This window comes from Archangium sp. (genome assembly GCF_036388035.1).
Classification (GTDB): Bacteria; Myxococcota; Myxococcia; order Myxococcales; family Myxococcaceae; genus Archangium.
Genome location: NZ_DASVSO010000124.1, coordinates 1 through 17582, shown reverse-complemented (window position 1 = coordinate 17582; position 17582 = coordinate 1). Strand labels below are relative to the sequence as shown.

Annotated in this window: 15 protein-coding genes and 1 pseudogene; 4 read left to right on the top strand and 12 right to left on the bottom strand. The window is 69.6% G+C overall.

The window, feature by feature from the left end; all coding sequences use genetic code 11:
• Both VF697_RS05570 and VF697_RS05565 read left to right on the top strand, forming a co-directional pair.
• Window positions 1-728, top strand: a 728-nt coding sequence (locus tag VF697_RS05570) for an NUDIX domain-containing protein (RefSeq protein ID WP_331092444.1), incomplete at its 5' end; no start/stop codon positions are given.
• Window positions 729-862: 134 nt separating this feature from the next.
• Complete coding sequence (locus VF697_RS05565; protein ID WP_331092443.1) at window positions 863-1078, top strand: DUF2934 domain-containing protein; 216 nt, start codon at window positions 863-865, stop codon at window positions 1076-1078.
• A gap of 57 nt (window positions 1079-1135) precedes the next feature.
• Here VF697_RS05565 and kaiC read toward each other — a convergent pair whose 3' ends face one another.
• The 6 genes from kaiC to VF697_RS05535 form a co-directional block, all read right to left on the bottom strand.
• Window positions 1136-2554, bottom strand: a complete 1419-nt coding sequence (gene kaiC, locus VF697_RS05560; RefSeq protein ID WP_331092442.1) for a circadian clock protein KaiC — start codon at window positions 2552-2554, stop codon at window positions 1136-1138.
• Window positions 2551-3228 carry a circadian clock KaiB family protein gene (locus tag VF697_RS05555; RefSeq protein WP_331092441.1) on the bottom strand — a complete coding sequence of 226 codons (678 nt, stop codon included), beginning with the start codon at window positions 3226-3228 and terminating at the stop codon, window positions 2551-2553. The genes kaiC and VF697_RS05555 overlap by 4 nt, the downstream gene beginning before the upstream one ends.
• Before the next feature lie 91 nt (window positions 3229-3319).
• Window positions 3320-6037: a M16 family metallopeptidase gene (locus tag VF697_RS05550; RefSeq protein WP_331092440.1), complete on the bottom strand. Its 2718-nt coding sequence runs from the start codon at window positions 6035-6037 to the stop codon at window positions 3320-3322.
• 124 nt (window positions 6038-6161) lie between these two features.
• Window positions 6162-7253, bottom strand: coding sequence for a hypothetical protein (locus VF697_RS05545; RefSeq protein WP_331092439.1), 1092 nt, complete (start codon window positions 7251-7253; stop codon window positions 6162-6164).
• Window positions 7254-7287: 34 nt separating this feature from the next.
• Window positions 7288-8196: an alpha/beta hydrolase gene (locus VF697_RS05540; protein ID WP_331092438.1), complete on the bottom strand. Its 909-nt coding sequence runs from the start codon at window positions 8194-8196 to the stop codon at window positions 7288-7290.
• 37 nt (window positions 8197-8233) lie between these two features.
• Complete coding sequence (locus tag VF697_RS05535; RefSeq protein ID WP_331092437.1) at window positions 8234-8776, bottom strand: DUF2378 family protein; 543 nt, start codon at window positions 8774-8776, stop codon at window positions 8234-8236.
• Between the two features lie 48 nt (window positions 8777-8824).
• Between VF697_RS05535 and VF697_RS05530 the strand changes: the two genes are divergently transcribed.
• Window positions 8825-9676, top strand: a complete 852-nt coding sequence (locus VF697_RS05530; RefSeq protein WP_331092436.1) for a YwqG family protein — start codon at window positions 8825-8827, stop codon at window positions 9674-9676.
• 15 nt (window positions 9677-9691) lie between these two features.
• Here the strand turns inward: VF697_RS05530 and metH are convergent, their stop codons facing one another.
• Both metH and VF697_RS05520 read right to left on the bottom strand, forming a co-directional pair.
• A complete protein-coding gene (metH, locus tag VF697_RS05525) occupies window positions 9692-13207 on the bottom strand; it encodes a methionine synthase (protein WP_331092435.1) in 3516 nt (1171 codons plus the stop codon).
• Window positions 13204-14100, bottom strand: coding sequence for a metalloregulator ArsR/SmtB family transcription factor (locus tag VF697_RS05520; protein WP_331092434.1), 897 nt, complete (start codon window positions 14098-14100; stop codon window positions 13204-13206). The genes metH and VF697_RS05520 overlap by 4 nt, the downstream gene beginning before the upstream one ends.
• Before the next feature lie 103 nt (window positions 14101-14203).
• On the opposite strand from VF697_RS05520, the gene VF697_RS05515 reads away from it, so the two are divergent.
• Window positions 14204-15079 carry a patatin-like phospholipase family protein gene (locus VF697_RS05515; protein WP_331092433.1) on the top strand — a complete coding sequence of 292 codons (876 nt, stop codon included), beginning with the start codon at window positions 14204-14206 and terminating at the stop codon, window positions 15077-15079.
• Between the two features lie 9 nt (window positions 15080-15088).
• Here VF697_RS05515 and VF697_RS05510 read toward each other — a convergent pair whose 3' ends face one another.
• The 4 genes and pseudogenes from VF697_RS05510 to VF697_RS05495 form a co-directional block, all read right to left on the bottom strand.
• On the bottom strand, window positions 15089-15529 hold the full coding sequence (locus VF697_RS05510) for a CoA-binding protein (protein WP_331092432.1): 441 nt from the start codon (window positions 15527-15529) through the stop codon (window positions 15089-15091).
• Entirely contained in the window at window positions 15529-16431 is a 903-nt protein-coding gene (locus tag VF697_RS05505) for a hypothetical protein (RefSeq protein WP_331092431.1), read from the bottom strand. Before VF697_RS05505 ends, VF697_RS05510 begins: the two co-directional genes overlap by 1 nt.
• Window positions 16432-16497: 66 nt before the next feature.
• Window positions 16498-17403: a DUF3396 domain-containing protein gene (locus VF697_RS05500; RefSeq protein WP_331092430.1), complete on the bottom strand. Its 906-nt coding sequence runs from the start codon at window positions 17401-17403 to the stop codon at window positions 16498-16500.
• Window positions 17400-17582: pseudogene (locus VF697_RS05495) on the bottom strand (hypothetical protein); the annotation flags it as partial. The pseudogene VF697_RS05495 and the gene VF697_RS05500, both read right to left, overlap by 4 nt.

Sequence of the window (17582 nt, the reverse complement as noted above, 5' to 3'; positions counted from 1 at the left end):
GCCGCTACACCTCGGGCGCCGTGGCCTCCATCGCCTTCGGCGAGCCCGCGCCCCTGGTGGACGGCAACGTGGCCCGCGTCCTCTCGCGCCTCTTCGAGGTGGAGGGCGCCCCGGGAGACCGCGTGCGCGAGGCCCGGCTGTGGGCACTCGCCACCGAGCTCGTCCTCGGCGAGCGCCCCGGCGACTTCAACCAGGCCCTCATGGAGCACGGCGCCACCGTGTGCCGCCCGGAGAGCCCCCTGTGCCTGCTGTGCCCCGTACGCGAGGGGTGCCTCGCCTACCGCCACGGCCGCGTCGACGAGCTGCCCCCCGCCAAGGTGCGCGCCGCCCCCAAGCGGATGACGCTCGCGGTGGCCGTCTGGGCCCACGAGGGCCGGCTGTTGCTCGCGCGCCGCGTGGAGAAGGGACTCTTCGGCGGCCTGTGGGAGCTGCCCGCCGCCGAGGTGGAGGACGACACCCCCGACGCGGAGTCCACCACCCGGCTGGCCACGGCGCTGGGCACGGAGCTCTCCGCGCGAGGCCAGCTCGGCACCGTGCGCCGGCAGCTCACCCACCGCGCGCTCTCGCTCCGCCTCCTCCGGGTGGAGGGCCGCCAACGCCCCACCCAGGCCCCCGCCTTCCGCGAGCTGCGCTGGTGCACCCCCGACGAGGCCTCCGCGCTCGGCATGAGCACCGCCATGCACAAGGCCCTCGAGGCCGCCGTCGCCGCGGGCGCGCTCCAGGCGTGAGCACCGCTGTCCAGCAGTGGACGAAGTCCGATTCGACGTGTCGCGCCGAGAACGCATGGACTCGGGTCCAATTTCCCTGGGCCCAGGGGGCGCCGATGCTGCGGGCCGCAGTCTTCAATCGGAGGAGTCCCCTGATGGCACGCACCCACTCCAACAAGACGTCCCACACGCCTCCCCAGCAGGTGCCCGAGTCCTCGGCGCGCAATACCGCGACCGCCAACCGCAGCCACCCCACCCACGAGCAGATCGCCCGGCGCGCCTATGAGCTCTTCCTCGCGCGCGGCGCCAACCACGGCCACCACGAGGACGACTGGCACCAGGCCGAGCGCGAGCTGAAGCTCGGGCGCTGAGCCGAAGCCGGCGGTAGACACGCCCCCCCCGCTCTCTCCCTGGAGAGGGTGGGGGCTCTACGCGAACTGCTTGCCGAGGGGCTCGACCGCCAGACCGCCGGAGACGATGGTCATCCGGTGCTCGTCGGAGGCGTGCTGGGAGCCCCGCATCTTGAGCACCGCCATCGTCCGCTCCAGGCCCTGGCTCTTGCGCGCGTAATTCATCAGGAGGATCGCGTCCGGAATCGTGGACAGGTAGGCCGGCGCGACGTCGTTCTCGACGAAGGTCCCGATGGTCTGGATGAGCAGGGCGCTGCGGCTGTGCTCGCGGATGAGGGACGAGAGCCCCACCATGAACTGACGGAAGCCCCGCTCCGAGGTGGAGTGCTCGATGGAGGAGATGCTGTCGACGACGATGAGCGAGGGCTTGAAGGAAGCCAGTCCCGAGCGCAGCTGCACCAGCAGATCCTCCGGGCTGGTCGCCTCCGGATAGCGGCACTCCACCCGGAGGTTCCCCGCCGCCTCGAGCTCCTTCAGGGGCAGGCCCACCTTGGCGAAGTTGCGCAGCAGGATGGGCTTGGTCTCCTCGAAGCCGTAGTAGATGACGCGCTCGTCGCGCATCGCACCGGCCCGGGCATACATGCCGGCCAGCGTCGTCTTGCCACTGCCCGAGGGGCCGCGCACCAGCACGATGGAGTCGCGCAGCCACCCGCCGTGGGTCATCGCATCCAGCCCCTGCACGCCGCTCGGGTAGCGCGCGTCCTCGCTCAGCTCATCGCCCTGCCGGGCATCCAGCGGGAAGACGGTGAGTCCCTGCAACGTCATGGTGCAGGGGTACTCGCCCTTGTAGTGCGGGCTGCGCCGGTACTTGTGCACCTCGATGGACCTGCGGCGGCGCTCCCCATCCACGAGGTTGCGCAGCACGAGCACCGTGTCGCAGACGAAGTCCTCCACGCCCAGGGTGGTGAGCTGCCCGTAGTCCGCGGGAGCCTCGGCGGTCATGATGGCGGTGAGCCCGAGCTGCCGGAACGTGGAGACGAGCCGGAAGAAGTGGCTGCGCATGTGCCCTTCGGAAGGGCGCGGGCTGAAGAGCGCCGTCACCGAGTCCAACACCACCGCCGTGGCCCCACTCTTCTTCACGACATCGGTGACGAGGTGGACGAGCCCCTCCACATCGAAGCTCCCGCTCACGTGCGTGGGCCCGTCCAGGGGCCGCGTGAGGTCGTTGAGAACGACCGTGCCGTCCTTCACCCGCCCGGCGAGGTCGAAGCCGAGGGTGTCGGCGGTCGCGACGAGATCCTCGGCCGTCTCCTCGATGGAGAGGACGATCGTCTTGATGCCCAGGCGAGCCAGGTTGCAGGCGATCTGCAGCGACAGGATGCTCTTGCCCGCGCCGCTCTTGCCGGTGATGAGCGTCGTGCGCCCCTGGGGGATGCCTCCGTACGTGAGGATGTCCAGCCCCGGGACTCCCGTGGGTAGCTTCTTGATGGCGCTCATTGCCTCCGCTGTACACCGGAATGGTCCAGCAAGTCCGAAACGAGTGTCGTGTCCTCCAGGTCGCCCACCACCCAGGTTCGCGGCAGCGGGCTGCGCTGGACCAGCGTCGGTGTTAGCAGGATGCGATCCTCTTCCGCCGAGGCGGGCCTGCCCTCCGCCAGATCGACGACCTTGAAGTCCACCTGGGAGGGCTCATACCCGGCGAGCAGTGTCTTCATCTGCCGGAGGGCTCGCATCGAGGCGGGGGAACGCCCCGCCGTGTAGAGCACCAGCGCGGTACGCACCCTCGCGCCCTCCGGGCGAGCGGCGGGCCGATCCCCCGAGGATTCCTGGACGCGCGGGAGCGGAGCCCCCAGGAGCTTCACCACCTGGGCCACGAGGTTGTCCATCCCCTGCTCCTTGGAGACGATCTTCAGGCCCGCGGCGCCTTCGAGGTGCGTGCTGCCCGTGAAGATCAGGACCTCGGTGTCTTCCAGCAGGCCGGCGGCGGTGGCCTGCCTCAGCATCCACGTTCCAGTCCCGTCCGGCATCCGGTAGTCGCTGATGACGAGGCTGAAGCGCTGACGCCTCAGCAACTCCAACCCTTCTTGGACACCCGCCGCGGAGGTGACGACAAACCCCGCGACTTCGAGCGCTCGCTCGAGGAGATAGCGGCTGACCTCGTCGTCATCCACGCACAGGACTTGCCGGCCAGGTCTGGTTGCTTCCGATTCGCCCATCGCGGGTGAACATAACACCCGACCCACATCGCGCAGCGCCCGAGACTCACTCCGAGCCGGGTGCGTTGCCCGTCCACGCCTCCGCCGCGCCGCGCGTCACGGCCTCGTCTCCCACGAGGGACATCACCAGGTTGCCAGAACACCGCGTGAAGTCCCGTTGGAGCTCCGCCGGAGTCACGGCGGCGAGGTGCTTCGGGAAGTCCTCGACCGAGGCCAGGGGCTGCCCCCGTCCGCGTGCGGAGAGCACGGCCTGGGCCAGCTCCGCCGAAGTCCCGAGTGACAGCGAGTGCCGCTGCTGCACCCTCCGGCGCGCGGCCTCGAGCTCCACTGGCTGCCAATGCCCTTCCGACAGCTCTCCCAGCGTTTGCCGCACGGCGGCGAGCGTCCGCGGAAGCTGGGCGTTCTCCACGGCGCCATGCACTTCCAGGTGGGCGGCGCCGCCCTCGTACACCTCGCTCCACCCGGAGAAGCCGTAGCTGGCGCCCAGCGAGGAGCGCACCTGCCGGTAGAGGCGCGTGCCCGCGAGCTCCGCCATCAAGGCATAGCGCGCCTCGGCGACCGCGTCCGCCCCCTGCAACGGGCAGCCCCAGGACACCAGCGTCTGGGTTGCTCCAGGACGAGCGGTCCTGAGGAGCTGGACCGGACGCGCTGGGCCCGCCTCGAGCGGCGGCGGCGGGCTCACCGCGTCACCCGAGCCACTCCACTCGGACAACCAGGTGCGTGCCTGCTTCTCGGCCTCGTCGAGGTTCAACTCGCCCACGATGGCCACCACCGCGTTGGTCGGGCGGTAGGTGCGCGCCACCCACGCCTCGATCTCCCGCTCTCCCACCGCCTGGAGGTCCGCGGCGAGCGGCACGCGACCATACGGGTGTCGCGGATAGAGGGCCGCGCGAAAGGCACGAGCGGCCAGGTAATCGGGCCGGGCCTCGGCCTTCTCGATGTAGGGGATGGCCTGCTCCCGGAAGTACTGCACGTACGCGTCGCTCGTCTCCAGGGAGGAGAGTTGCTCGGCCGTCATGGCGAGCATGTTGGGCAGGTTGCCCGCGGCGCCCGAGAACTTGAAAAGGGCATGGTCGGTGGAGACGTAGCTGCTCCGGTGCAGCCCGAAGTCGTACGCGCTTCCCTGGAACGTGGAGTTGGGGAAGACGAGGGGGCCGGCGAGTTCCCCCACGCCGAACGGCTCACCGATCGCGGAGCCACCATGCAGCCACACCGCGACCGTCGCCAACGGCATGCCGGGCGCCGACCCGAGCACCACCTCCAGCCCGTTCTCCAGCCGGATCGTCCGGAAGCTCGCCACCGACGGGGGCGGCGTGAGCGGACCCTGGGTCGGCACGTCCTCCTCGACCGACAGCGGGGCCGCCCGCCCGGCGGTGGCCTCCGCGGCGCCGCCCGTGGTGGGCCTCACCATCACCATGCGCGCACGCTCACGCTGCAGGTATTCGTAGGTGAAGCGGGTGACGCGGGTGCTGTCCACCTGGGCCACCGCCGCCCGCGAGCGCGTATAAGCGCGCGGGTCGAGCGTGAAGTGCGTCAGTTCCGCACGGCGCAGTGCCCGTTGCATCAGATCATCCGCCTCGAGCGCCATGCCCGTGAGGACCGACAAGCGCTGGTGGTGCAGGTCGGCCTGGGCGGCCAGGATGTTGGCCGCCTGGGTCTGTCCATCCCAGAGGTGGAAGAGCTGATTGAGCACCGTCTCGGCCGACTGCTTCGGGTGCTCGCCGCTGCGCAGCATCACCCGCACCACGAGCAACGAGGCGTGCCTGCCAGGAATGAGCGCGGTGGAGAGGTCCGCGATGTCCCCATCCTCCCAGACAGCCCGGGAGAGCTCGCCCGGCAGGGTGCCTTGGACGAAGTCCTGCAGGAAGCTGTCATCGTCATAGCCACGCGGCAGCGTCCAGCTCAGGTAGAGCTCGGGCGTGGTCACGGCGGCCTCGCGCTCGATGAGCTCCGCGCGAGGGTTGAGGGGCACGGGCGGAGCCGCGTCCGGCAGGCGCTTGTCCAGGGCGAGCTGCATGAGCCCGCTGCCCAACAGCCGGGCCGGGACGTGTTGCGCGATGAGCTGGTCCACCGTGGTCAGGTCCACGTCGCCGACGATGACCAGGGTGGTGTTCTCGGCCCGGTAGTGCTTGCGCACGAAGGACTGCGCATCGGCCAGGGTGAGGGCCGAGAGGCTCTCATGTCCGCCGATGATGGAACGGGCATAGGGGTGATCCTCGGGGAAGGAGGCCTGCTGGACGAAGGAGAGGACCTGGCCCACGTAGCCCGTCTCGTTGCGCTGGCGCAGCTCGTTGCGCACCACCTCGCGCTCGACATCGAAGATCTCCGGCGTCACGCCCTGGAGCGGGAGCGCGAGGCGTTCCCCTTCGATGCGCAGCAGCTCGGCGAGCGACTCGCGCGGCGCCATCTCGTGGTACACGGTGGCGTCGAACGCGGTGTAGGCGTTGAGCCGTCCCGCGCCGGCCGCCTCGAGCTGGCCCCAGCGGCTGGGACGCTCGGCGGAGCGAGCGCGGAAGGAGAGGTGCTCCACCAGGTGCGCCAGGCCCTCCTTGCCCTTGGGGTCACTCGCGCCGCCACTGCCCACCAGGGACACGACCGCGACCACCGGCCGCCGGCTGTCCTGCTCCACGAGGACGCGCAGGCCCGAGGCGTAGCGCAGATCCCTCACGGGGAATTGCACGTCGCGCATGGCGAGCCGGCCACGAGGCGGAAGCGTGGCACACGAGGCCAACGCGAGGAACAGCAGGGCAAACGCGAGACGCATGGACCCCCCCGGAACAAGACCACGAGGCCACGCACCCTACGCGTCGGCCCCCCAGACAGTCCCTCGCGCGGGGGCCGGTGTTGTACGGACTGACAAATATTGATTGAGCGTGAGCCCCGAAGCGTCAGCTCGCGTACGGAGGACGCAGCGTGGGCAGCTCGGCCACCAGCGCCGTGCGCAGACCGCGCTGCGCCACCTTGAGCTGCTCGAGGACGCGCTCGGCATCCACCACCGAGCGCATGGCCAGGCCACACGCCGGCGTCAGCAGCACCTGGGAGCCCACGCGCGGGAAGGAGTGCCCCGGGGGCAGCGCCGCCTTCAGTGACACCTCCACCGCGTCCACCAACTCCCCCACGTCATACGAGGAGGCCAGGTCCGTGGGGATGATGCCCAGGCTCAGCGTCGCCCCCGAGTCCAGGAAGCGCGCGAACGCCCCCGACTCCTCCAGCACCGCGTCCAGCGACAGCCGCACGTCCAGCGACAGCACGTCCAGCCCCGCGTCCAGCAGGCTCGTCCAGTTCGTGTTGCCGCAGCAGTGCACGCCCACCAGCGCGCCCTCGCGCTGCAGCGCCACCACCAGCAGCCGCAGCTCCTGCATGGCCAGCAGGTGCCTCGGGTTGGCACGCTCGAAGGCGAACAGGCCCGGCTCGTCCAGGAAGAAGAGGGGCGTCGTCCCCGCCCGGCGCAGCGCCTTCACCATCGCCAGCGTCCGCGCCAGCACCAGCCGGAAGATGGACTCGTCCAGCCCCGGCACGTCCAGCGTCGCGCGCCCATCCGTCGTGCGAGCCACCGAGCGCACCGTGAAGGGCCCCGCGAGCTGCGCCTTGGCGAAGGCCAGCTTGCGGTTCTCCACTTCCCAGAGGAATGGCCGCCACGCCCGGCAGCCCTCCAACGAGGGCTCGAAGGCCTCCAGCGCTCCCGAGGACAGCGCCTTCTCCAGCCGCGCCTGGAAGTCCGCCCGCCCCGCCTCCCACGCCTCCATGTCTACCGTGCACATGCCCTCTTCGTCGAAGCGCAGGCCCGGCAACCCGTCGAGCGCCTGCGGAATCATGAACTCCGAGGGACGCCCCACCGGGAGCTGTGGCAGGAAGGGAATATCCAACGCGAGCGCGGCCTGGAGGCCCATCTCGAGCTGGGTGTGCGGAAGGCTCCCGATGCCCGTGGTGGCGCAGGTGGGCAGGAGCTGGACGGCCCGGCGGATGTTGGACGCGCTCATGCCTCCAGTCTAACCCGCCCCTCGACAGGAGGCTTCAGGATGCCCGAGCCACCTGCTCCGACGCAGTGCGTCCCGCTCCGTCGAGCCAGCGTTCTACCGTGGCGACGAATTCGTCCGGAATCTCCATCATCGGTGTGTGACCGACACCGGCGTACTCCACGTACGTCCAGTCCGGACGCACCCGGGCCAGCTCGCGGGAGTTGGCCACCGGCACCAGCCGGTCCTCGGAGCCCTGGACGAGCAGCGTGGGCACCCGAATCCCCAGCTCCATCGCGCGGAACTGCTTCTTGCGCAGCAGCAGCAGCACCAGCGAGCGCGCCGCCTCGATGAAGGCCTCGTTGCCCCAGGGCATCCGCTCGTGCCGCTCGCGGGCGAACTCCACGTGCGCCCGCACCAGCTCCTCGGGGAAGCGGCTCAAGTCCCGGCAGCAGAGCTGGAGCATGCCCCGCGCCAGCTTCTCGGGCCCGAAGCGGGCCGCGCGCCGCTTCACGAAGAACTCGCCCACGCCCGGAATCGTGTAGAGGGCGAACTGCATGAGGACGGCCCGCTCCAGCCGGGTGTCATCGGCCCGCGGCTGCGCCGGGTTCACCAGCACCAGCCCGGACACCCGCTGCGGCTGACGCGCCGTCTGCATCACCGAGATGGCCCCACCCATGGAGTTGCCCATCAGGATGACGGGCTCGGTGGGCGACACCGCCTGGAGGAAGCGGTCCAGCAGCGCCTGGTTGGCGTGGACGCTCGCCGAGCGCCCCTCGAGCGGCGTCAGTCCAAAGCCCGTCAGGTCCAGGGCCAGCACCCGCGCGCGCCGGGCCAGCTTCTCCCCCACCCACATCCAGTTGAGGTGCGAGCCCCCCAGCCCGTGCACGAGCACCATGGTTGGCCCGGAGCCGCCGAAGTCCACGTAATGAACGGGTCCACCCAGGTCGATCGTGCGCTTGAGCATGGTCCCTTCCCTACCACGTCCCGGGAGGGCCTGCCGATCACCACCGCAGGTCGATGTCGAAGTCCCGCCCGCCGCGCATCGTCACCTCGGCGGTGGCCTTGCAGTTGGCCCTGCCCAGGCCCGCCTCGAAGAGACCGGCCATGAGGTCGGGCTTGGCGTCCGGATCTCCCCGGAAGGAGACGCGGTAGTGGCGCCAGCCGAGCGGCGCCACCTTCACGTCGTAGCGGAAGGTGTCGAGCGCGATGAGGCTGGGGATGCGCGTGACGAGGCGATCCGGGCCCAGCATCGGCAGGCTCATGTCCACCACCTTGCCCATCCACGTCTGCAGGAAGCCCAGGGCGAGCTGACGGCCCATCTCGCGGTAGGCGGACTCGCGATCCAACCCGGGGTAGCGGTGGTGCCAGGCCACCTCGAGCGCCGCGTTCCAGATCTCGATGGGGTAGATGGTGCGGGGCTGGCTCGGGTCGAAGCCGCAATTGCGCAGCGCATCCGCGAAGTCCCCGCTCGCCTGGAGTGAGCGGATGAACAACCCCTCGAAGAAGCTGCCCTGCGTGGCACGACCGGAGAAGGAACCCTGCATGATGCGCGTGAGGACTCTATCGGAAGTCGGGTAGCTTGGCGCGCACTCATGCTTCAACTTCCTCCCCTGCCCTCCTCCCTCTCCCCCTGGCGCGAGCGCATCGAGTCCGTCGTCGCGCCTGGCATCCTCTTCACTGCCCGTGACGAGGAAGACCCCGCCATTCCGGGTTGCCGCTATGGAGGGCACCCGCTCGTACCGCCGGGCACGGAGTGGCCCCGCTCTCCCAGCGGCTTCCTCGCCTTCGTGGGGCAGCTCGATTTCGCCGAGCTGGCCGCGTGCCGGGGCGAGGCCCTGTCGAACCTGCCGCGCGACGGCGTCCTCGCCCTCTTCTACGACGTGCAGGAGCAGCGCTGGGGCTATGACCCCAAGGACAGCGCCTTCTGGAAGCTCGTCTGGACGCCGCGCAGTGAGGATGCGGTGCCACTCGCGCCTCCGAAGGAGTTGGAGGACGCGGGCCTCGCCTTCGACCTGCCCTTGAAGCTGATGCCCCGGCTCGGCCTGTCGCTGCCGGGCTTCTCGGACGGCCGCGCGCCCGTGCCCGCCGACGACTGGGGCCAGGCGCAGGCGGAGGACTACGTGGTGCTGCACGAGCGGCTCACGGGAGGCGAGCACGCGCACCAGGTGGGCGGCCATCCCTGGTGGGTGCAGAACGACGCGCGCCTGGAGGCCCAGCTCGTCACGCACGGGCTCAACTGCGGTGACGGGCGGGGCTACAACTCTCCCCAGGCCCGGAAGCTGGAGCCCGGTGTCTCCGACTGGAGCCTGCTGTGGCAGATCGGCTCGGACGACCAGACGGGCTTCATGTGGGGCGACAACGGCAACCTCTACCTCCTCATCCGCGACCAGGACCTGCGCGCCCGCCGGTTCGACAAGGCGTGGCTGGGACTGCAGTGCGGATGAGGAGGCGCGGGGCGGCTACGTCACCGCGAAGTAGTGCGCCTGCGGGTGGTGGAAGACGAGCGCCGACACGCTGGCCTCCGGCTCCATCATGCACCCGTCGGTGAGCTGCACGCCGATGTCCTCCGGCCGCAGCGCCTGGAACAGCAGCGTCTGGTCCTCCAGACGCGGGCAGGCCGGGTAGCCGAACGAGTAGCGCTTGCCCTGGTACTCCGCCCGGAAGCGCTCCAGCATCGTCATGTCCGGCTTGTCCGGGAAGCCCCACATGCTGCGCAGTTGCGTGTGCAGCATCTCCGCGTACGCCTCGGCCGTCTCCAGCGCGAGCGCCTGCACCGCGTGCATCTTCAGGAACTCGCCCTTCGCCTTGTACTCCTCGCTCAGCTCGCGGATGCCCTGCCCCGCCGTCACCACGAACATGGCCACGTTGTCGCGCGGCTCGCCCTTCTCCAGCGGCTTCACGAAGTCCGCGAGGCACAGCCCGCCCGGCTTGTCCTGACGCGGCAGCTCGAACACCACGCCCGGCCGGCCCGTCTCGCCGTCGAAGAGGTGGAGGCGGTTGCCGTCGCTGCCCGCCTTGAAGAACTGGAACACGGCCTTGGCCTGCATGCGCCCGCCGCGCAGTGAGCCCTTGATGGACTCCACGTGCTCCTTGAGCGCGAGCGCCTTGCGCCCCTCCTCCGTCTTCGCCAGCTCCGCCTCGGCCGGAGTGCCCAGCGCGCGCGAGGCCGTGCGCAGGCCCAGGTGCCGCCCGTACAGCATCACCGGGTTGATGAAGCGCCAGATGGTGTCCAGCGGCGTGTTCGTCAGCACGTGCCGCACGTAGTCCGGCGCCGGAGGCACCTGCTCCAGGATGGAGACCTCCTGGCTGCGCACCGCCGCCACCGGGGCGCTCGGCTTGGGCCGGTCCTTGTCCTGCTGCGACAGCTTCGTGCGGCGATCGGCCAGCTCGCCCTTGAGCTTCTCGTGCCCCGCCGGGTCGACGATCTGCTTGGCCAGCTCCAGGCCGCTCATCGCGTCCTGCGCGTAGGCCACCGTGCCGCCCCCGTAGGCCGGGGCGATGTTGCGGTCCACGAAGTTGCGGCTCAGCGCGGCGCCACCCACCAGGATGGGCACGGCCACGCCCTGGCGCTTGAGGTCCTCCGCCGTGGCCACCATCTGGTGCGCGCTCTTCACCAGCAGGCCACTCAGGCCGAGGATGTCCGGCTCGTGCTCGCGCACCGCCTGCACGAGCTGCTCGGGCGGCACCTTGATGCCCAGGTTCACCACGTGGAAGCCATTGTTGGCGAGGATGATCTCCACCAGGTTCTTCCCGATGTCGTGCACGTCGCCCTTCACCGTGGCGAGCACCACCTTGCCGCGCGCGGCCGCCTGGGCCTTGCTCATCCTCGGCTCCAGGTAGCTCACCGCCGCCTTCATCGACTCGGCGCTCTGGAGCACCTCGGCGACGATCAGCTCGTTGGCCCCGAAGAGCCGGCCCACCTCGTCCATGCCCTTCATCAGCGGGCCGTTGATGATCTCCAGCGGCGCGTACTTCTCCATCGCCAGGTCCAGGTCCGCGTGGAGGCCGTCGCGGCTGCCCTCGATGATGTAGCGCTGCAGCCGCTCCTCCAGCGGCAGCGTGCTCACGTCCGCCTTCTTCGGCTTGCGCTCACGGAAGTGCGCGGCGAAGGGCGTCACGGGATCCGCTCCCCGGTTGTAGAGCAGATCCTCGGACAGCGTGCGCTCCTCGGCGGGCAGCGACGGGTAGCGCTCCAGCTTCTCCGAGTTGACGAGCGCCATGTCCAGGCCCGCCTGCACGCAGTGGTAGAGGAACACCGAGTTGAGCACCTCGCGGCCCGCCGTGGGCAGGCCGAAGGACACGTTGGAGATGCCCAGCACCGTCTTGCACTGAGGGAAGCGCTGCTTGATGAGGCGCACGCCCTCGATGGTCTCCACCGCGCTGCCCGTGTACTGCGCGTCGCCCGAGGCGCACGGGAAGACGAGCGGGTCGAAGTAGAGATCCTCCGCCTTCATCCCGTACTTGCCGGTGAGCAGCTCGAAGGAGCGCTGGGCCACCTCCAGCTTGCGCTGGCGGGTGACGGCCATGCCCGTCTCGTCGATGCAGCCCACCACCAGCGCCGCGCCGAACGCGCGCGCCAGCGGCACCACCTTCTCGAAGCGCTCCTCGCCGTCCTCCAAGTTCACAGAGTTGATGATGGCCTTGCCCTGCGAGTACGTGAGCGCCATCTCCAGGACGCGCTCGTCCGTGGAGTCGATCATCAAGGGCACGCGCACCTTCTTGACGACCACCTCCAGGAAGTTGCGCATGTCCTCCAGCTCGTCCCGGTCCGGGTTGGCGAGGCAGATGTCGATGACCTGCGCGCCGCGCTTCACCTGGGCGCGAGCGATCTCCGACGCATCCTCGAGCTGCCCCGCGACGATGAGCTCCTTGAACTTCTTGCTGCCAATGACGTTGGTGCGCTCGCCGACGATGACGGGGCGCTCCTCCTCGCGCACCTCCAGGAAGTCCACCCCGGACAGCGTGGAGCGCGGCGGCGGCACCTGGCGGCGCGGCGCGAGGCCCTTCACCGCCTCGGCGATGGCGCGCACGTGGCCCGTGTGCGTGCCACAACAACCGCCCACCACGTTGAGCCAACCCTGCTCACAGAAGCGGCGCAGCGAGCGCGCCAGCATCTCGGGCGACTCCAGGTAGTGCCCGTTCTCGTCCGGCAGGCCCGCGTTGGGCACGCACGACACCGCGAAGGGGCTCATGGCGGCCAGCGAGCGGATGTGGTCCGTCATGAACTCGGGGCCCGTGGCGCAGTTGAGGCCCAGGTAGAGCAGCTCCACGTGCTCCAGCGAGGCCGCCAGTGCCTCCACCGACTGGCCCGCGAGCATGGTGCCCATGGGCTCGATGGTGCCGGACACCGCCACCGGCAGCTTGAAGCCCAGCTTGCGGAAGGCCCGCTCGCACCCGAGCAGCGCCGCCTTCACGTTGCGCGTGTCCTGGCACGTCTCCACCAGCAGGTAGTCCGAGCCCCCGAGCGCGAGCCCCTCCGCCTGCACGGCGAAGTTGTCCACCAGCTCCTCGAAGGTGATGCCGCCCGTCACGCTGATGGCCTTGGTGGTGGGGCCGATGGAGCCCGCCACCCAGCGCATCCGCCCATCCCTCGCCTCGGCGGCCGCGGCGGCGTTGCGCGCCAGCTTCGCGGCGGCGATGTTGATTTCGAGCGCCTTGTGCGACAGGCCGAACTCGCCGAGCACCAGCGGCGTGCCGCCGAAGCTGTTCGTCTCCGTCACGTCCGCGTTCGAGGCGAGGTAGTCCGCGTGGATGCTCTCGATCATCTCCGGGCGCGTGAGGACGAGGTACTCGTTGCAGCCCTCGTACTCGGGCCCGCCGAAGTCCGCCGCCTTGAGGTTCTTGTCCTGCAACTGCGTGCCCATGGCGCCGTCCAGCACCAGCACGCGCTCGCGCAGGGCGGCCCGCAGGGCCTCCACGCGGCGGCCGTTCTCACCCTGGGGGGGAGGAAGAGGGGCGGGAAGGTGGCTGCTCATCTCTGTTTGACTCCGGTGAGAAGGAAGACGCGGAAGGGGCTCGCCCCCTCGCGTGCATGTGTTTCGCGCGAGAGGGAGCCGAAGCCCACCTCCCGCATGGAGCTCTCGAGCGTCTCGGGCGCGAAGCCGAGGTGCCGGTGGCCCAGCCGATCCAGCACCCACCGCTCGTCGTGGGGCATCAGCTCCAGCACCACCACCTTGCCCCCGGGCTTGAGGATGCGGGCGGCCTCGGCCAGCACCGCCGGGGGGGACTCCACGTGGTGGAGACTCTGGGAAATGACGACCAGGTCACGCTCGCCCGCCGGCAGCGACAGCCGGTGCAGGTCCTCGCGCAGGAAGGTGATGTTGGAGAGGCCCTCGCGGGCGACGCGCTCGCGGGCCTGCACCAGCGCGGCCTCGCTCTGGTCGATGGCCCACACCCGCGAGGCCCACCGGGCGATGGACACCGAGAGTACGCCCGTGCCGCACCCGAAGTCCGCCACGTCCAGCGCCGGCAGCAGCGAGGCCAGGGCCCCCGCCCAGAGGAACCAGGACTGCCCGGGCTCCAGCAGCCGCTCGTTGAGGGCCTGGCGGTCCGCGCGCATCCGCAGCAGGTCCTCCAGCCGGGCGAGGTCACCCTCCTCGTCCGGCGCCTCGCGCGCCATGCGGATGAGCGGCCAGCGCGCGTCCGTCGGCTCCAGCGCGAGCGAGTAGTAGGTGAAGCCCGCCTGCCGCTCCTCGCGGATGAGGCCCAGCCCCTTGAGCTTGCCCAGGTGGTGCGACACCGAGGACTGCGCCACCCCCACCAGGGACACCAGCTCCGACACGTTCAGCGGCGCCCGCGCCATCAGGCGCAGGATTCGCAGTCGCGTCGGGTCACCGAGGGCCCGGAAGGATTGGGAGAGTTCCTCCATATCGTCGAATCAACATACGTCGATGCGGCCTGGAAGGCCAGGGAAGATGTGAGGGGCGACGCGGCGCGTTGCCCTGGGGAGAACGGTCGTCTAGAGACGGGCCATGCCCGCCCCCACCCTGAACCAGCTCCTCGAAGGCAAACGTTTCGGACTCGTCCTTTCCGCCGGCTATTTCGGCTTCTACGGGCACGCTGGCTTCCTCAAGGGACTGGCGACCACGGGGCTGAAGCCGGCGGCGTACGCGGGGACGAGCGCGGGCGGGCTGGTGGCCGCCTATGCCGCCGCGGGAGCGAGCGTGCAGGCCATCGAGGAGCTGGTCCTCCAGCAGACGCGGGACAACTTCTGGGATCCGGACCCCATCGGGGCGGTGCTCAACGCCTTCCCACGGGATGGCCACGGCGCCACCGGGCTGCTCAAGGGCGAGCGCTTCCGCAAGCTGCTGGAGCGGACGCTGCCGGTGCAGAGCTTCGAGGAGCTGCCGACGCCGCTGCTGCTCACGTCGGCCAACCTCACGCAGGGCACGCATGAGATCTTCACCTCGGGCGAGCTGGCGCCGCGAGTGCACGCCACGTGCGCCTACCCGGGCCTGTTCCGCGCGGTGCGCCTGGGGCGAGATCTGTACTGGGACGGAGGGCTGGTGGACAAGGCGCCCGCCCTGTCGATGCGGGAGAGCGCGTTCGGCAAGGACCTGGACGCCATCCTCGTGCACTACCTGCCGAGCCGTACGCGCAAGATGCTGGGAGGGCCCATGGCGTACGCGCAGGGCATCGCCGCGGGCTCGGCGGCGCTGCGGCACGACCACTTCCGGCTGCAACTCTCGCTGCTCAAGGAGCGCGGCTTCCCCGTCTACGTGATGGTGTCCAACCTGCCGCCGGTGTCCCCGTCACAGATGGAGCGCGGCTTCGATGCGCTCCATCAGGCGAAGCTGAGCACCGAGCGCGCGATGGCACGGCCTCCGGTGCCCTTCGAGGAGGCGTGAGGGACGTTTTCAGCGCCCGTAGCGGCGGTGGTCCACCATCAGGCAGCGGTCCTGCACGACCTTGATGCCCGCCTCGGCCAGCCGGCGGGCCGCCGCGTCGTTGCGGATGCCCGACTGGAACCACACCGCCTTCGGCTTCTTGGCGAGAATGTCGTCCACGTGCTGGTGGATGTCCTGCGGCCGCCGGAACACGTCCACCAGGTCCAGGTCGCCCGGGATGTCCACCAGCCTCCGGAACACCGGCTTGCCGAGGATGTGCGTTACGTCCGGGTAGTAGACGGGCACCGGCACCACGTCCACGCCCGCTTGCGCGAGGTACTGCGCCACGTAGAAGGCCGGCTGCCCGTCCTGCTGCTCCGTCTTGATGCCCAGCACCGCCACGCGCTTGCTCGCCTGCACCACCGCGCGGATGCCCGCCTCGTCCTCGATGAGGTTCTGCTCGTGGCTCATCACCGCTCCTCCTCGGGCGCCTGCAGTGACTCCAGTGCCGACTGCGTCGCCCACGTCCAGGTCTCGCCGTCCAACATCGCCCGCAGAGTGAGCCCGCGCCGCACCGGCAGGAAGCGCCCCTTTCCGAGCAACTGTTCTCCCTCGCACTGAACTCCCGGCGTCAGTTCGGGATACCCCACCAACCACAGGGCCTGGCGCACCTCCGGGGGCAGCCGCTCCACGGGCTCCTCCAGGCAGCGCAGCGTGAGCACCACCGCCTCGCCGTACTCGGTGAGCAGCGTCCCCGTGAAGGTGCGCTCCAGCAGGTACGTCACCTCGCGTCCACCCAGCGGCACCGTGCCCACCACATAGGTGTGCCGCCCTGGCTCCAGGGCCTGCCCGTAGAGGTTCCCGTACCGCACCTCCCACTCGTCACGCGTGCGCGCATCCAGCACGTCCGGGGCGAAGAAGCGCTCGAGCGACGTGGCGTCCAGGTCCGACGGCGTCACCTCCTTCAGCGCCGTCAGCGCGGCGCCTGGCTCCACCACTTGGATATAGGTGCCATCCCCCGCGAGCCGTACGCGCAAGGGGAAGCGCGTGAGGACGTCGTCCACCAGCGTCTCCACCGGGGCTCCGTCCAGCGAGTAGCGCGCCCGCGTCACGCGCTGGGTGAGGAGCCAACCGCCCTGATCCGGAGTGAAGCGCGTGAGGGTGGCCATCTCCGCTTCCTGCACGCCCGGCGCGCCACTCCGGCGCACGGAGCTCTTCACCAGCTCGGTAAGCGCCGAGTCTCCGGGGGGCAGGAACTCGAGCCGCAGGGGCGGAGGAGAGCCCAGGTCGGGCACCAGCGAGGGGATGTTGCGGCTGCACGCGGCGGCCGAGACCGCGAGGAACAGCAGGGAGCACAGGCGGTGGGTACGCATGACGTGCCCGAACGCTGGCAGAAAGCGCCGGGACTCGCGAGCGCTTCGGTGGCGAGGGCTGTCAGATCAATCGAGGAAGCGGCGCTCCCAGCGCCGCGTTTCCTCGACCTCGAAGTCGAGACCTAGCTCTTCGTGGTACAGCCAGGGCTCCAGCACGCGTGCCAGTTCCCGATAGGCGGGCAGATTCAAGCCTTGCTCGGTGTCACCCGCTTCTGGCCATTTGCCCAGGGTGACCACAGCGCGCGCGCCCTCCAGCTCCTGCACGGTGGTGCTCGGAGACAACAGGCGGGAACGGAGCCCCGCAGTTCCCCCCAGCTCGCCCAGCACGGGTTGCCCCAGAAAGGTCAGCCAGTAGGCCCCGCGCACGCGTGTACCCAGTCTCCATGACAGGCGTCCCGGATTGGGAACATCCAAGCCTGGATAGCGGAAGCACAGCTTGCGTTCCTCTCCGCGCATGCTCAATGGCTCGTTCTCTCCATTGAAAGAGAGACCGGCGTGGCCGGAGCAGAAGGGCAGCGGAGCTGCCAATTCCAACGCGAGTTCACGTACCCGCCCCGGGCCGTGCTCCTCCAGGTATTCGGTGGGCAACCAGAAGGACACCGCACATCCGGCGCCCAACCCCTCTTCCGGACAGAGATCGTCAATCGAGTGGCCGCAATACTCGAACCGATACCGGTACTGGCAACTCAACGCATCATGCAACTTGATGAAGGCAATGTCGCGCTTGAGCAGCTGGTGCCGGATGAACTCCCAGCTTGAATCATCGAGTGCCCGCTGCTCGCCTTGATCATCCGTGTACTGACCAATTGATCCCGGCCCGACCGCGCGCAGATACGCATCCAGAGAGCCCATCACCGCTTGCGCTACATCCACATGAGGGCAGCGCATGAAGAAGTTGATACTCAATCCCTCACGCATCAGCAGGTATCCATGCTTGGTGTACGCGCGGATCCTTGGGTAGTGCTCGCTCATGGAAAGATTCCCCAATCGGGAGTGACGCGCCATGCCTGCGAGTTCAGAGCCTTCTCGTACATGCGCTTCTGCGAGTAGCCTGCATGAGGATGTCCATCCGGGTAATTGCTCCAGTCCGGAGGCGAAGTACCCGCACAGCGGAACTTGAAGTCGTACACCACCAATACCCGGAGTGGGTG

Bases quoted from the DNA above. Each gene is read 5' to 3' on its own strand.
- VF697_RS05565 (WP_331092443.1), top strand. From the start codon at position 863: ATGGCACGCACCCACTCCAACAAGACGTCCCACACGCCTCCCCAGCAG.
- kaiC (WP_331092442.1), bottom strand. From the start codon at position 2,554: ATGAGCGCCATCAAGAAGCTACCCACGGGAGTCCCGGGGCTGGACATC.
- VF697_RS05550 (WP_331092440.1), bottom strand. From the start codon at position 6,037: ATGCGTCTCGCGTTTGCCCTGCTGTTCCTCGCGTTGGCCTCGTGTGCC.
- VF697_RS05545 (WP_331092439.1), bottom strand. From the start codon at position 7,253: ATGAGCGCGTCCAACATCCGCCGGGCCGTCCAGCTCCTGCCCACCTGC.
- VF697_RS05540 (WP_331092438.1), bottom strand. From the start codon at position 8,196: ATGCTCAAGCGCACGATCGACCTGGGTGGACCCGTTCATTACGTGGAC.
- VF697_RS05535 (WP_331092437.1), bottom strand. From the start codon at position 8,776: ATGCAGGGTTCCTTCTCCGGTCGTGCCACGCAGGGCAGCTTCTTCGAG.
- VF697_RS05530 (WP_331092436.1), top strand. From the start codon at position 8,825: ATGCTTCAACTTCCTCCCCTGCCCTCCTCCCTCTCCCCCTGGCGCGAG.
- metH (WP_331092435.1), bottom strand. From the start codon at position 13,207: ATGAGCAGCCACCTTCCCGCCCCTCTTCCTCCCCCCCAGGGTGAGAAC.
- VF697_RS05520 (WP_331092434.1), bottom strand. From the start codon at position 14,100: ATGGAGGAACTCTCCCAATCCTTCCGGGCCCTCGGTGACCCGACGCGA.
- VF697_RS05515 (WP_331092433.1), top strand. From the start codon at position 14,204: ATGCCCGCCCCCACCCTGAACCAGCTCCTCGAAGGCAAACGTTTCGGA.
- VF697_RS05510 (WP_331092432.1), bottom strand. From the start codon at position 15,529: ATGAGCCACGAGCAGAACCTCATCGAGGACGAGGCGGGCATCCGCGCG.
- VF697_RS05505 (WP_331092431.1), bottom strand. From the start codon at position 16,431: ATGCGTACCCACCGCCTGTGCTCCCTGCTGTTCCTCGCGGTCTCGGCC.
- VF697_RS05500 (WP_331092430.1), bottom strand. From the start codon at position 17,403: ATGAGCGAGCACTACCCAAGGATCCGCGCGTACACCAAGCATGGATAC.